The following is a 15,323-nucleotide window of genomic DNA, read 5'->3' as shown; positions in this document are numbered from 1 at the left end:
AATCCATAGCTAATGGATTGTATATCATGAATAAGTTTACATTGGTCGATGTTATTTTTGTCTGACTCTAACCCGATTATTGTTATCACGGCTTTGCCTGATAAGCGCATCATCGGCGATCTGCATATTGGTCTTGGCTAAACGGTCATAGAGTAAGACATTGACCGACGACGCCAGATTCATGCAGCCTATGGTAGGAACATAAACCACGGCATCGGCTTCATCGATGAGGGCTTGATCTATGGTGCCGTCTTCCGGGCCAAACACATAGATGGCTTTATCGGGGTGAACAAATTCAGGCAAGGGAATTGCGCCTTCGACTAAATCGACGCACACCAGCTTTACACCGTCTGTACGGGCCGATAAAAGATCGTCAGTTGCAGTCAGGGGAATATGTTGCCCCGCCCTCTTAGTATCGGTATTGTACTGCTCGCCTCTGTGTTTAGCGGCGAGCGCATAACGTTTACCCGTGTATAAGATCTCATTGGCCTGATAACAACCTGCGGCTCTCATCACACCACCCACGTTGGTCGGGCTTTTGGGATTCACTAAACCAATTTTAACCAGGCTGGTTCTGTCTACGCTGTCAACACTTGAGGTCACGCGCTAAGTTTATCATTCAGTTGCTGCCATGCAGAGGCAACCAAAGCAAAATCTGTATCATCCAGCTCTTTCTTAGCCAGCTCCAGACACACATCCATTTTTTCACCGAGAGCCGCGATGCCTTGCACAGTTTCTACTTCTAACTGAGAGATAGCCACCGCAAAGTGCCCCTGAAGGTAACCACTGGCAAACAAGGCATCTTCATCCCCTTTCGCTACGATATCGTCTATCCACTCATATAATGATGTTTCATACTGCTCTAACATGGTAACTCCGCTCTTTCTTTATCAATACATGCCGCTCACTGGCAGCAAAGCTTAATCTTTATGTGTTGACTAGCTCAATTCAGGTCGGGATTAGCAACCTGATACATGACGTAATCATGGTAACCTGTGATGACTCGATAATAGCCACACAGGTCTTTGTCTAATTCAGGGTCGCCACTATCCACAATTAAGGGGCGTCCTTCAAGTGCTTTTAACTTAGTTTTTGTCGCTAGTATGATGATATTGTCCTTGCCAACACGTTTAATCAGCTCACTGGACAACTGTTGGTTACCTCGACCCAGAATATGCCCTTGCCCGCCTATCAGGGTGATCACTAACTTAACTGGCTGATCTTTAGTCATATCCAATAACTGTCTGGCGCCTAAGTCTGCACCGATAACTTGACTGTCCTGCACCAAATCGACACCCAGCAAGGTATTTTCAAGCTGCAACTCAGACATCACGGCGGCGACAGTACTACCAGAGCCCATGATATAAAGCTCATCTTCCATGTTCTCTATGACTTCGGCGGCGATATCACTAAGCACCAACTCATCGATTTCTATTCCGCCCATCTTTACCGCTTGAATATACCTTGGCTCGGCGGGTACCAGCATTTCACCATAGCGCTTGGCTCTGACAGTGCCTTCTCTGAAAGCCACCTCATCGATATCCATCACATCGGCGCTCATCAGGCTAACTAGCTCACCATCGAGTAACATCTTAACCACCATGCCTGATGCATGGGGCGTGATACCGTATACGCCGGAGTGGATCTTGACCCCAGCTGGTACACCGAGAACCGGCATGTTTTCATCGGCCACTGAATACACGTCCCGCGCAGTGCCATCTCCACCGGCAAACAGCAGCAAATCTAACTCTTCATCTAACAGGTGTTTAACCACAGCCTGAGTATCTCTAGCTTCACTCTTGCCGGAAACTTGATGCACGACACGGACATCAAAACCCATCTCTTTAGCCAAGGCTTCACCCATGTCGCCGGAGGCGGTGATCACTTCAATCTTATCTTGGTAGGGTAAGATCACCTCGAGTGCCTGTTGCATACGCAAATGCGCCTTAGGTTTAGCCCCGCGCGCCAACGCCTCTTCAGCCACACCATCACTACCCTTGAGTGCAACGCTGCCCCCAAGACCTGCGAAAGGGTTGATGATTAACCCCAGACGAAATCGAATTGCCATTTACTGTCCTTTATTCTGTCTGATAAACATGCACTCTATAAATGGTCACATATAAGAGTGAAATAACTCAAATTAGACCTTAAAGCTCACCTTCGACTCTTTTAGAGCGACCCTATTTTAAGCTGTGTGCTGATTGCTATTGATCTGCTTAGGTATAAAATAAGCAGTCAACATCGCGAGAAAAGCACAAATCGCCGCGGCAAGCCAGGCTAAATAAGCCCCCGTGCCGTCTCCCCAGATCATGCCGCACAGCCAAGTACCCAGTGCGCCGCCGACGCCGAAGCTGAGACTGGCATATAAGGCTTGGCCTTTACTTCTGTGACTCGCATCGAAGCGGCGATGAACGAATTGTATCGAGGCTGCATGGACTAAGCCAAAAGTAAAGGCATGCAGCAGTTGGCTCAGGCCAAGCCAGATAACACTATCAACCAAGTATGCCATTAACAACCAACGGATCCCGGTAAAACCTAAACTGACCACTAACAGAGGTTTGACTCCAAAGCGCCCCAATAGCTTTGGCGCTATCATAAACATCAATATTTCGGCCAGCACACCCAGTGCCACATAAATCCCCGCGACCGCTTCTGTGTATCCAGCTTGCTTAAGATAGAGCACGAAGAATCCATAAAATGGCCCCGCACTCATCTGCAGTAATATTGCCGAGATTAAAAACCAGATAATCCCTTTATCTAAGGTGAGCTTAGGCGTATCGCTTTTCTTCTTCACCACGGCTCGGTCCGAGGGTAGAGGCAGCGCACAGAGCAGTAACCCGATAAATAACACCATGCCAACATAGGGCAAGATCTCAGTGCCCCAGAGGGAAATACCAAAGCCCACCCCCACGACAAAAACCAAATAACCCAGACTGCCAAAGCTGCGAATGGCGCCGTAACGGGAGGTATTCTCGCCTAAGGTTTCTAAGGTAATCACCTCGAGCTGTGCCAAGATAGCATTCCAGAAGAAGGTATAGACACACAGACTGATGGCAAGATAGGTAAAACTGCCATCATAGAAGAAGGTCAGATAGCTTACCGATGCGGCGGCGGCTCCCCACTTGACGAGCTGGGCACGCATGCCAGTTCTATCGGCCACCATGGCCCAAATATTGGGTGCTATGATGCGGGTGGCCATTAAAATGGCCAGAAGAAAGCCTATCTCCTGAGGATTAAAGCCCCGGTTTTCGAAGAAGACCCCGAGATATGGCACCATCACGCCTAAGATGGCAAAGAAGAAGAAATAACAGGCGCTGATCCAACGTAGTTGTGTACTGACTTGAGATGTTTGATCCATGATGTCGCTTCTTATATAAAGCAGCTATCGATTTTAAGCTGCTAACAACAAAATAAGTAGTTATGAGAAAACAAAAGGGGCGCCTCCGAATACAACAGAGGCGCCCCCGAATTCATTTAGCACACATCAATGTTAATTAACGCATACCTATCTGGGGTGTGCTGCTGTGCACATCCATATTTTGCGCCCTGTGCCTAAGCAGGTGATCCATCAATACGATGGCAAGCATAGCCTCGGCAATTGGAACGGCGCGAATGCCTACACAAGGATCATGGCGGCCTTTAGTCACAACTTCAGCCTTCTCACCTTGAGCATTGATGCTCTCACCCGGAATGCTGATGCTCGACGTCGGCTTCATGGCAATATGAGCGATAATCGGTTGACCCGATGAAATTCCACCTAGAATGCCGCCTGCATGGTTTGAAGCAAAGCCTTCGGGGGACATCAAATCTCTGTGCTCCGAGCCTTTCTGATTTACCACCTCGAAACCATCGCCAATCTCGACACCTTTAACCGCGTTAATCCCCATTAATGCATGGGCAATCTCGGCATCGAGTCTATCGAATACTGGCTCACCTAAACCAACGGGTACACCTGTAGCAACCACAGATACCTTGGCACCGATAGAATCGCCACTCTTCTTCAGGTCTCGCATGTATTCATCGAGCGCGTCGAGTTTTGACGCATCGGGGAAGAAGAAGGCATTTTGCTCAATCTGACTAAAATCTATTGTTTCGGCCTTGATGGGGCCAAGCTGAGACAAGTAACCATTGATCTCGATACCATGAACTTGTTTCAGATATTTTTTAGCCACGGCACCTGCAGCCACACGCATGGCAGTTTCCCGTGCTGATGCACGTCCACCGCCGCGATAATCACGTAAACCGTACTTCTGCTGGTAGGTATAATCGGCATGTCCCGGACGGAACAAGTCTTTAATATTGGAGTAGTCTTTACTACGCTGGTCAGTATTTTCAATCATAAGACCGATCGAGGTGCCTGTGGTTTTACCCTCGAATACACCAGATAAGATACGCACCTCATCGGCTTCACGTCTTGCAGTAGTATAACGAGAAGTCCCTGGACGACGTCGGTCAAGGTCATGTTGCATATCTGCTTCATTGAGCTCGAGTCCCGGGGGGACGCCATCGATAATGCAACCTAATGCGACACCATGGCTCTCACCAAATGTTGTCACGACAAAATTTTGTCCAATACTATTTCCCGACATCCGCTCTATTAACCTCTGACTAGTTTAAAAATACTCTGAATTTGTACACAAGCCGAGATTAGCTTAAATGAGCAACAAGTGACAAGCTTAAATAAAACTTATGCGTCATTAGCCTTTTTTATCACCAGCGCCCATTGAGACTTGTCGAGCCGCGATTATTACTTGTCTTTGAAAATGGCAAACAATGATTCATTTTCGACTAGCTGCTCACGGGTCAAAACAAACACACCGTCACCGCCATTTTCGAATGTCACCCAAGTGAACGGCACATCGGGGAACTGCTCCATCAGGTGAACCATAGAGTTACCCACTTCGACAACCAGTAAACCATCTGTCGTCATGTAGTCTGCTGCATTTGCCAGAATACGTTTAGTCAGATCGAGTCCGTCACGTCCCGATGCCAGGCCGATCTCAGGCTCGTGCTGATATTCATCGGGCATATCACCGATATCTTCGGCGTCCACATAAGGCGGGTTAGACACGATAAGATCGTAATGTGGACCTTTAGGTATCGCAGAGAATATATCTGATTCGATAGGGAAAACCCTATCCATCACGCCTAGACTCTCTATATTGATTTGGGCGACATCGAGTGCATCGGCACTGATATCGAGTGCATCCACTTCTGCCTCGTCAAATTCATAGGCACATGCGATAGCAATACAAGCGCTGCCTGTACATAGGTCAAGTACGCGATTAACTTGCTTATTATAGAGCCAAGGGCTGAAACGGTTAGCAATCATCTCGGCAATAGGAGAGCGCGGCACCAGCACACGTTCATCGACAAAAAACTCAAGCCCGGCAAACATAGCCTTGTTAGTCAAATAAGGAACCGGTAGGCGTTCTCTTACGCGACGAATAATGAGCTCGACGATTTTATGCTTTTCACTGCTGGTGAGATTAGAGTGGATAACTTGCTGACCTAGCTCTTCAGGCAGGTGAAGGGCATGAAAAACTAAGGCTATGGCTTCATCCCAGGCATTATCGGTTCCGTGACCATAATAAATATTGGCATCATTAAAACGGCTCACGCCCCAACGCAACATATCACCTATGGTACGTAGCTCAGTTACGGCTTCATCTACAAAAATCTTATCCAAAACTCACTCCAGCATAATTATTCCGTTTCATTGTAACTGAACTCTATTCATAAGGCATCGGATTCAATAAAATAGCAGTATGAATAACGCCGATCATCTCTATGATTTAGCTTTTGTACTGGTTTATTAGTATCTACAGCGGCTTCAAACGATTTTAAGGTTTACAAAATAGACACATGAAGAATAAAGACACCTCTGATGAGCAAGATCTATTTTCATCTATGACTAAAGGGATCAAACCTTTTAAGCAAGATAAGCGTCACTTCAGATCTGAGCAGAAAGATAAGAAAGTGATCGAGGAGAAAACCCAACAGCTCCATGCCGACAGCTATTTCTCTGATACCTATCAACCTCACCTGCCCAGTGAGGGCCCAATGCGTTGGTCACGGGATGATATTGATAGCTTCGAGCTGAAACGACTTCGCCGGGGAGATTATCAACCTGACCTACTCTTGGATCTGCATGGTATGCGTCAGTCGGAAGCAAAACTTGAGCTTGCGGCATTAATTCAAGCCTGTATTAAGCAACAGTCTCATTGCTGCTGTGTCATGCACGGCCACGGCACCGGTATCCTCAAACAGAATATACCCATGTGGCTAGCCCAGCATCCACATGTGAAGGCTTTCCATAAGGCGCCCAAAGAATGGGGAGGTGATGCAGCCTTACTCGTGCTTATTGATATTGGCGATGAGCCCTATAGAAGGTAAAAGGTGCGAGGTGCGAGGTGCGAGGTGCGAGGTGCGAGGTGCGAGCAGTATGATATTCAAACAAAGAAAACAGTCAAGCGAACCACTGTTTTCTTACAAGATAGACCTAATGTTTTTAAATATAGCTAATTAATAGCATGTAACAAAGAGTATTTAACTGATGGTGTGGGGCGCATGTTGCCATACCAGAGTTGCACACTCGCTATGCTTATCTATCAAGGCTACCCCTGAAGTAGCAAAAAGAGGCGGCTCGATACCGGCAACCAGTTCACTCACCATGTAACCCAACAAAGGCATGTGAGCAATCACTAACACTTTGTCGGCTTTATATTGCTCGGCATACGCTAAGGTGAGCTCCGCAGCAGTGCTAGGGGTTCCCGATGGAACCAATTCATCGAGCACTAACCACTTTCTGGGCTCGGGGAAATGTTTACTGACTTCTTGCCAACTTTGCTGTGCTCTCAAATAGGGGCTGACAAGGACCAGATCAAACTCAAGTACAGTTTTGGCCAACCAGTTACTCATCACAGAGGTGTGATATCGCCCCGTATCGGTTAGGGTTCGTTCTCTATCTGAGTGAGCTTGATAACTCGCTTCACCATGACGCATTAAAAATAGCTGCATACCACTCTCGCTACTCATTTTTCTCGTTATATGCCAATTGTAGCCGCAAAAGTCATCGGCACAAACCCTATTTAAGTTATTAATTAGTCGAATAGACTTAGGATCTCTCTATCTTTCAAATTCGAGACTAAAAATGGATAATATTTAGCCCCTATAGAGACTTGCTAAAGCAGGTTAAGGGGACCAATATGTATTACTCGCTTTTTATTTCCGATAAATAGCTAGTATTTTTTTAATGATACCTCATAGTTAACTTGTGTATATGAGCCTATTGGTATATCAGACGGAGCCTTCTACTTGTCAGAATCCTTGCAAATAATCAAAAGTCCCAATGATCTCCGTCGATATCAACATTTAGTACTCGACAATGGTCTCTCCGTGCTCTTGGTTGAAGATATGGAAGCGAGCCAAGCCGCAGCCTCTATGGTAGTCAATGTGGGTCACTTCGATGATCCCGTTGAGCGGGCCGGCATGGCACATTTTCTCGAGCATATGCTTTTCTTGGGCACAGAAAAATTCCCTGACTCAGGCGAGTATCACGCATTTATTAATCAGCATGGCGGTAACAATAACGCATGGACAGGCACTGAACACACCAATTTTTTCTTCAGTATTAATGCCGATGTTTTTGAGGAATCGTTAGATAGATTCAGCCAATTTTTTATCGCGCCCTTATTTAATGAAGAGCTCGTCGATCGTGAGCGACATGCCATAGAGTCTGAATTTAGTTTAAAGCTTAAGGATGACATTCGTCGAACCTATCAAGTACAGAAAGAGACGGTCAACCCTGAGCATCCTTTCTCAAAGTTTTCAGTGGGAAATTTGAAAACACTCTGCGGCGAAGAATCAATTCTGAGAGAGGAGCTCGTCGAGTTTTATCGCAGCCATTACAGTGCGAATATAATGACTCTGTGCCTGGTTGGTCCCAGACCGCTAGATGAACTTAAATTACTGGCAGAGCAATATTTCAGCAAAGTAAATAATCACCAACTCGAGAAGCACTATCCTGCGGTACCTATTTATCAGAAAGAACAACTTACAACCCAACTGCATATCATCCCGCTCAAGGAACAGAAGCGAGTGGCGATCACGTTCAACTTGCCAGCGATAGATCCTTTCTATAAACACAAGCCACTGACCTTTATCAGCCATTTACTGGGTTATGAAGGTAATGGCAGCCTACTGTCTTACCTGAAAGAACAAGGTTTTGCTATCAATCTATCTGCCGGTGGTGGAGTCAATGGCTATAACTTTAAAGATTACAACATCAGTATTCAGCTTACGGAGAAAGGACTCGCTCACCTGGATACGGTCATTCGCTGCGCTTTTGAATATATCGAGCTCATTAAAACCCAAGGTCTAGAAGACTGGCGCTATCAAGAGCGGGCGAATCTGCTCAATTTGGCATTTAGGTATCAAGAGCAGATTCGAACATTAGATCTGGCCAGCCACCTCAGCATCAATATGCACCATTATGATGTGGAAGATTTGGTTTATGGTGACTATAAGATGGACAGTCTTAACGTTAGCGAAACGTTAGACTTACTGCAACAGATGACACCATCGAATATGCGCATCCAGATCATAGCACCCGAGTTAGATACGGAGCAGCAAGCTGCCTGGTACCACACGCCGTATCAGATAAAGCCCATTGCAGATGAGAGGCTCAAGTCCTGGAGTCATATTCAGATCAGACCCGAACTCAAGCTACCGACCGCGAATCCATTTATCATATCTGACTCAATTCCTCGCCCCGAAAAGAGTCAGAATAAGACCCCTATTATCGTTTCTCAAGAGGAAGGTTATCGGATCTGGCACCGCAAGGATGATGAGTTTAATGTCCCTAAGGGCCATATGTATCTATCTCTTGATTCTGAACATGCCGCATCGTCTCCCAGAAATGCCGCACTAACCAGGCTCTATGTTGAGATGTTGCTCGACTATCTGGTTGAATATACCTATCAAGCCGAAGTGGCAGGCTTAAGTTACAACATCTATCCTCACCAAGGCGGTATCACCTTACACCTGACAGGTTTTACCGGTAAACAAGAAGCCCTGTTATCGCTATTGATCAATAAAGCCAGAGAACGCAATTTTACTCAGAATCGATTTAATTCAATCAAACGTCAGATTTTGAGAAATTGGTATAACCAAACCAGAGCTAAGCCAATCTCACAGATCTTCACCAGTTTAACGGTGACACTTCAAAAGCGCAGTTATGAGCCATCACGCATGGCTGAAGAGTTAGAAGAGATAACTTTAGAAGATCTACATGAACACGTCAGAAAATTCTATGAAAAAATCCACCTCGAAGGATTAGTCTACGGCGATTGGTTGGTCGAAGAAGTTAAGGCACTAGGCAAGCGATTAGATCATATCCTCTCCCTAGTCTCATCACCCAGTGGGGAATCAGACCGTGAGTTGGTTAACCTTTCGGGTAAGGGAACGGTTCTACGTGAAATTACCGCGTCTCACCAAGACAGCAGCATCATCATCTACTATCAAGCTTCTCAATCGAATCCTGAAACCATGGCCCTGTTCAGTTTATTGAACCACACCATGTCTTCGACTTTCTTTCACGAACTCAGAACCAAGAGACAGCTGGGCTATATGGTAGGTACTGGCTACTTACCACTTAATCGCTATCCAGGTATCATATTTTATATCCAGTCACCAACATCTAGCCCTTTGCAGCTCCTAGAAGCTATTGACGAGTTTATTGCCGACTTTAACTACGCGGTTATGCAGATCACTAATCAGCAGTGGGAGCTAACTAAACAAGGACTTGTCAACCAAGTGATGGAACACGATGCTAACCTTAAGACCCGAGGCCAGCGCTATTGGTCTAGCATTGGCAATAAGGATTATGACTTTAATCAACGAGAGCTAGTCGTGAAGGAGATTGAAAAGCTGACTCGCGCCGATGTGATCAAGTTTATGATGCAAAAAATGCGTAACAAACTCTGTGATCGGTTAGTGCTGTTCACCACAGGCGACAATCACAGACATGAGGAGCGCATAAGCTCGGACAACATGATCACAGATCTGCGTAGTTTTAAGTTTCAAGCAAATAAATTCAGCTACTAATCTCTTAAAATTAGTCACTTAAATTTAGCCGGTTGAGCATTATGAGCTCAAATTTAAGCTAAACTTATAGCATAATAGTAATTCGACTCAGCTTTGACTTGTGATAGAAATTGATCTTTCACATTCAGAGCCGTAAGAGATTCCCGCCTCTCCCACAAACGATGCTGGATTATTCAACAAATTAGAGAAGTCATAAAAACACTCCTATTTTAGTCAAATCACCTAAACTTGAAGGAAACTCTAGATGTTATGGTTAAACTAAGAAGGTTATTAGGCATAAAACAACAGCCAAGCATTAATCAATAATGATTATCACTAAACAATTTTCCTTCAAATTTTGACAAAGTCTTCACTTTCTGAAAAAGTGAGGTTAAATCCCTGTTGCCTAAGCATTACTGGCTAATAATCAAACTAAAAATGATGCCAAACGCGATTATGAAAACAATCACCATCCTCCTACTGGCCCTCTGTCTTTTCGGCCAGGCGCAAGCTATTGATCAACCATCTGAATCAAGCAATGAAATCCCTCTAGAACTGAAGCAAGCTTCAATACTCCTAAATGCAGACACTTACAGTGTTCCTGAAGGTTTATCACAAAGTACTGTGACATCACTAGTAGAAGATAAAGATGGATATGTCTGGATAGGGACACTTAACGGTCTAAACCGTTTTGATGGCAAAGATTTCAAACATTATTTTGCAGATGATAGCTATTCTGGTCTTCCCAGCTCATTTATTAGAAGCTTACTTATTGATAATAAAGGTAACCTTTTGGTGGGGACGGACAAAGGTTTAGTGATGTTAGATAGAACTATTGACAAATTTGTACCTATATCAAAAGAGTTAATATCAAAAAAACTTCCAATATGGTCATTAATGATTATTGGAAATAATATAGTTGTAGGTACAAATAAGAAAATTATAAATATAAACAAAGATAATTTCTCTATAAACTCGATTATTGAAAGCGACTTATTCGATGGGATAAAAACAATAATAAAAAACAATAACGCATATTTGGTTAGAAACTACAATGGAGATATTATAGATGAAATCGAAAACAAAATAATAGTGAAAAACTCCAAAAACATTTTAAAGTACAATGAAACAATCATCGTGAATGGCGAATTCGGATTATCTACAGTCCAAGGAAATAAAATAATCCAAGTTAACCCAATGCAATTTGATACGATTTTCATTCTAAAAAAGACTCTTCACGGAATGATCGGGAACAAACTTTACTCTATCGATTATAACTTCACTCCGTCACTCTCAGGAATAATTACAAATTTAGATTACACTCTTGACAAACCACTAGTTTTCCCCGAAACAAATAGTTTGTTTGTATCAACTCAAAATATGGGTTTCATACAAATAAGAGAAAAGTTAAATATAATAAAAAAAAGCTCAGAGAATACAAATAACATATGGTCAATAAATAAAGAAAAAAATATAAAACTGACTATAGCAACTGATTCAAATATTGTTTCTGTTTATGACAGCTCGAACAATATAAAAAAGTACGATAGTAGTATAACTGGCGCAAAAACTGCCATAACTTACAGAAGAAAACTTTATGTAGGCAGTACAAGTGGATTATTTTCAATAGATTTACTGAGCAATGAAAGAGAGATTTTAACAAACCATCCTGTTTCAGCTTTAAAGTTCAATGAATTTAACAACACGATACTTGCAGGAACAACCGACGGGTTACTACTAGTTGTTCAACCATTAACCAACACTATTATTAATAGATTGCCTGTAGACATAGGGAATCCTATATTTGATATATCTTCATATAACGATTCAGTTTTCGTCTCAAGCCAAGGTGGACTTTTTGAGATTAACAAAGATAATTCAAAACCAGTTTATACTGATGACATAGTGTTCAGCGTTAAAAATACATCTAACAAAGTTTTTTTTGGTACCACCAAATCCCTAATGGTATATAACAAGGAAAACAATCATCACGAAGTGATATACAGTAATAATCTTGCAGTATTCTCTATCTCGTCTGAAAATGATAAGTTAATCGCGACATCTATGGGCGAAGTAATTTATATTAATAAAGAAAGCCTTTATATCCTTGATGATACTATTGGAAGTCAAGATGAGTACAATACTCAATCATCATTATATTGGAAGAATAAATTTATTTTTGGAGGAATAAATGGTGTCAGTATTTTGATACCAAAAGATATTGATTCATATATATCAGAAACATCGACCCCGAAAGTAAAAATAGAAGACCTCCTAGTGTTCAATATAGTAAAAACTCCAGGTGATGGTATATTATCAAAACCAATTTCAATTTCTGAACAAGTTTCCTTGAAGTATTCAGATTACCCTTTCACTTTTAAATTTTGGTCACCAAGCAACCATCTTGGTGAAATAGATTTTTTATACCAGATGGAAGGATTATCAGATTCTTGGATTGAGTCAAAGGGGGTAAATTCAGCAACATACACTAACCTTTCTCCAGGTGAATATACTTTTAACATTTATGCTGTTGACCGATTTTTAAGTAAAAAAGGCGACATTAAAAGGCTTAAAGTCATCATTACGCCTCCCTGGTGGCTATCAAAACAAGCTAAATTTGTCTACTTTATGCTTTCATTGATTACCTCAGCAATAATAGTCAAAGCCATACTCAGGCGTCGTGAAGTTCAAAATCAAATAGCTAAATCTGAAGAACGATTAAAGCTCTCTTTATGGGGGAGCGGTGATGAGATGTGGGATTGGGATATTGAAACCGGACAGATATACCGCTCCAATATCTGGGGATCACTCGAATTTCCTCGGGATGGGCAGAGATCAGGTGAAACAGGCGAAGAGAGTAATATTCACCCCATGGATCAGGAGCGTGTCAGTACGGCGCTTAATGATCATTTCTATGGCAAGTCAGATCACTTCGAAGCAGCCTATCGTGTAAAAGGAAAATCCGATGACTGGGTTTGGATTTTAGATCGGGCTAAAATTGTCGAACGTGATGAGAAAGATAATCCGCTTCGAATGACGGGTACCATCAAGAACATCAACAACTTTAAACATGCCGAAGAACAGTTGAGGCTCTTTGAACGAGCTATCGCCAACATTTCAGAAGGCATGTTTATTCTAGACAGTGAATTTAGATTTGTAGAAGTAAATGAAGCCTGTTGTGAGCTGTGTTTAAAACCCAGAGATAAGTTTATTGGCGAGCAATTTAACTTCGACCTTTACCCCGATAGCTATTCTGAACAGATCCGTACTATATTGCATCAACAAGGTCGATGGAGTAACGATGTCGATTCCGCTAAGGGGGATGGTTCTAGTTTCTTGATGGAACTCACTGTCGATGCTATCTATGATGAACTGGGGCAACTATCTCATTACGTAGGCGTGTTCTCAGATATTTCTCGTCGTAAACAGCAAGAGGAAGAGCTTAGAAAGCTAACCAACAACGATCTACTGACTAATCTTCCCAACCGCTCAAGTTTGATGGTCACCTTAGGTAACCTGGTTAAACGCGACTCTCATCACACACTCATGGTGCTCGATCTTGATAACTTCAAAAAAATTAACGACTCTCTAGGACATCAGGTTGGTGATGAATTATTGATAAAAGTCGCTAGACGCATCGAAACTGCAGTCCCCTACCACACCAGTATCTATCGCCTCGGAGGTGATGAATTCGCCATCCTCGTCGACGATAATCCAGATATAGGCTCAAGTGCGGTTATTGCTAATAGTGTTATCGAAGCCTTCGTCACACCGTTCGAATTGACCTCAGACAAGGTCGTAGTTGGCATGAGTATTGGTATAGTCCTCTACCCTGAAGATGACCAAAATGAACAAGCCCTACTACGTAAAGCTGATATTGCCATGTACCACGCCAAATCAGCGGGTGGCAATCGCTATCAGTTCTACTCAGAATCACTGAACCGTAACGCAATTAGACAACTGGAAGTGGAAAACCTAATCAGACAAGGTATCAAGGAAGACCTGTTTGAAGTTTACTATCAACCTAAGATTGATCTTAAAAGTGGAAAAATGGCAGGTATGGAAGCGCTAGTCAGGCTCAATCACCCAGAGCAAGGACTGATCCCACCTAGTGAATTTATTCCATTAGCCGAAGAGAATGGCCTGATCGTAGAAATTGGCGACATAGTCATGAAAAAAGCCTGCTTCGCGGCACAAAAATGGCGGAGTCAAGGAATCTTCAATGGACGTGTGGCAGTCAATTTATCTTCATATCAGTTCGCTCTACCCGATCTGCAGCAGCGTATCGAGTCAATTTTACGTCTAACTCAGCTTCCGGCAGCGAATTTAGAGCTTGAAATCACCGAAGGGACTGTCATTAAAGAGCCAGAGAAAGCAATAAAGGTGATGCAACAGCTATCTAAGATGGGAGTAACCCTAGCATTAGACGATTTTGGTACGGGTTACTCTTCACTTTCCTACCTTAAACGTTTCCCTATTCATACGCTGAAGATAGATAAAGCCTTTGTGGACGATATCGATAAGTCCGATCGTGATCTTAAGATGGTTGACTCGATTATTACTATTGCCCACAACATGGGGCTCTCAGTTGTAGGAGAAGGTGTAGAAGACGCCTCACAGCTTAGTATTTTAAAAGCGCTTAACTGTGAGGAAATTCAAGGATTTATATTCAGCAAGCCTGTATCAGAAGCAGAATTTACCAAACTACTCCACAAGGAGTTCATCGAACCAGACTTAGTACAAAATGGCAAAAAAGCCATATAAACCCAACAAAACAATCGATTGCTTTTAAGGAAATGATAAAGATGGCATAACAACTGCAACTATTCTCTCAAGTGCCAAAAAATAATAATTGGCCTACCTACTGACCATGTACCTCACTAACTGATGTACAAAAACTTGAGAGAAGAAGACTATGATTAAAGTATTAGCAACGACTATCGCCCTTGTGTTATCAACTTCTACAATGGCATTTGAAACTCCTGCAATCGGCTCTAATCAACTCCTTCTTACAGGTGCTCCACACGTGAAGTTCAAGCCTATCGAGCTAGCCGGTGCTCCACACGTGAAATTCAAGCCTATCGAGCTAGCTGGTGCTCCACACGTAAAATTCAAGCCTATCGAACTCGCTGGTGCTCCACACGTGAAATTCAAGCCTATCGAGCTAGCTGGTGCTCCACACGTGAAATTCAAGCCTATCGAACTCGCTGGTGCTCCACACGTTAAGTTCAAGCCTA

10 protein-coding genes and 1 pseudogene are annotated in these 15,323 nt (G+C 43.2%); 4 read left to right on the top strand and 7 right to left on the bottom strand.

What is annotated here, in order from left to right; translation table 11 throughout:
• Positions 1-51: 51 nt before the first annotated feature.
• From FS373_RS02840 to prmB, 6 genes are all read right to left on the bottom strand, one after another.
• Positions 52-603 carry an RNA methyltransferase gene (locus tag FS373_RS02840; RefSeq protein WP_322619453.1) on the bottom strand — a complete coding sequence of 184 codons (552 nt, stop codon included), beginning with the start codon at positions 601-603 and terminating at the stop codon, positions 52-54.
• Positions 600-869, bottom strand: a complete 270-nt coding sequence (locus FS373_RS02835; protein ID WP_144047198.1) for a YfcL family protein — start codon at positions 867-869, stop codon at positions 600-602. The genes FS373_RS02840 and FS373_RS02835 overlap by 4 nt, the downstream gene beginning before the upstream one ends.
• Before the next feature lie 74 nt (positions 870-943).
• The gene (locus tag FS373_RS02830; protein ID WP_144047199.1) at positions 944-2,068 is read right to left on the bottom strand and encodes an ATP-NAD kinase family protein; all 1,125 of its coding nucleotides are present in this window, start codon (positions 2,066-2,068) and stop codon (positions 944-946) included.
• Positions 2,069-2,185: 117 nt separating this feature from the next.
• Complete coding sequence (locus FS373_RS02825) at positions 2,186-3,358, bottom strand: MFS transporter (RefSeq protein ID WP_144047200.1); 1,173 nt, start codon at positions 3,356-3,358, stop codon at positions 2,186-2,188.
• A gap of 136 nt (positions 3,359-3,494) precedes the next feature.
• Complete coding sequence (gene aroC, locus FS373_RS02820) at positions 3,495-4,589, bottom strand: chorismate synthase (RefSeq protein ID WP_152828990.1); 1,095 nt, start codon at positions 4,587-4,589, stop codon at positions 3,495-3,497.
• Positions 4,590-4,747: 158 nt separating this feature from the next.
• Entirely contained in the window at positions 4,748-5,689 is a 942-nt protein-coding gene (gene prmB / locus FS373_RS02815; RefSeq protein ID WP_144047201.1) for a 50S ribosomal protein L3 N(5)-glutamine methyltransferase, read from the bottom strand.
• Positions 5,690-5,865: 176 nt separating this feature from the next.
• On the opposite strand from prmB, the gene smrB reads away from it, so the two are divergent.
• Positions 5,866-6,396, top strand: a complete 531-nt coding sequence (gene smrB / locus FS373_RS02810) for an endonuclease SmrB (protein WP_152828989.1) — start codon at positions 5,866-5,868, stop codon at positions 6,394-6,396.
• A 153-nt stretch (positions 6,397-6,549) separates the two neighbouring features.
• Here the strand turns inward: smrB and sixA are convergent, their stop codons facing one another.
• Positions 6,550-7,020 carry a phosphohistidine phosphatase SixA gene (gene sixA / locus FS373_RS02805; protein ID WP_144047203.1) on the bottom strand — a complete coding sequence of 157 codons (471 nt, stop codon included), beginning with the start codon at positions 7,018-7,020 and terminating at the stop codon, positions 6,550-6,552.
• A 297-nt stretch (positions 7,021-7,317) separates the two neighbouring features.
• On the opposite strand from sixA, the gene FS373_RS02800 reads away from it, so the two are divergent.
• From FS373_RS02800 to FS373_RS02790, 3 genes and pseudogenes are all read left to right on the top strand, one after another.
• Complete coding sequence (locus FS373_RS02800) at positions 7,318-10,107, top strand: insulinase family protein (protein WP_144047204.1); 2,790 nt, start codon at positions 7,318-7,320, stop codon at positions 10,105-10,107.
• Positions 10,108-10,542: 435 nt separating this feature from the next.
• Complete coding sequence (locus FS373_RS02795; protein ID WP_416221745.1) at positions 10,543-14,850, top strand: EAL domain-containing protein; 4,308 nt, start codon at positions 10,543-10,545, stop codon at positions 14,848-14,850.
• Positions 14,851-15,001: 151 nt separating this feature from the next.
• A pseudogene (locus tag FS373_RS02790) lies at positions 15,002-15,323 on the top strand (hypothetical protein); the annotation flags it as partial.

It is taken from the genome of Shewanella sp. YLB-07 (assembly GCF_009377275.1).
Note: the sequence above shows the minus strand (reverse complement) of the source record. Positions and strands in the feature narration are given on the sequence as shown.